The 271-nt window shown below is 49.4% G+C and carries 3 tRNA genes; all 3 read left to right on the top strand.

The features are described 5' to 3' along the window. Positions 1–4 precede the first annotated feature (4 nt). The 3 genes from SORDD15_RS09775 (at position 5) to SORDD15_RS09765 (ending at position 267) form a co-directional block, all read left to right on the top strand. Positions 5–75 (top strand) — tRNA-Gly (locus SORDD15_RS09775). 35 nt (positions 76–110) lie between these two features. Next, a tRNA-Ile gene (locus SORDD15_RS09770) sits at positions 111–184 on the top strand. 11 nt (positions 185–195) lie between these two features. Continuing rightward, positions 196–267 (top strand) — tRNA-Glu (locus SORDD15_RS09765). The last annotated feature ends 4 nt before the right edge of the window (positions 268–271 follow it).

Raw genomic sequence — 271 nt, 5'->3', positions numbered from 1 at the left:
TTTAGCGGGTGTAGTTTAGTGGTAAAACTACAGCCTTCCAAGCTGTTGTCGCGAGTTCGATTCTCGTCACCCGCTTTGAACTTTGTTCAATTACCAAGTTTTTTAAACTTGGGCGCGTAGCTCAGGTGGTTAGAGCGCACGCCTGATAAGCGTGAGGTCGGTGGTTCGAGTCCACTCGTGCCCATTTATGAATATGGTCCGTTGGTCAAGGGGTTAAGACACCGCCTTTTCACGGCGGTAACACGGGTTCGAATCCCGTACGGACTATTTA

The organism is Streptococcus oralis (assembly GCF_001578935.1).
Taxonomy (GTDB): domain Bacteria; phylum Bacillota; class Bacilli; order Lactobacillales; family Streptococcaceae; genus Streptococcus; species Streptococcus oralis_R.
The sequence above is the reverse complement of the archived record's forward strand: the minus strand, read 5'-3'. Positions and strand labels throughout refer to the sequence as shown.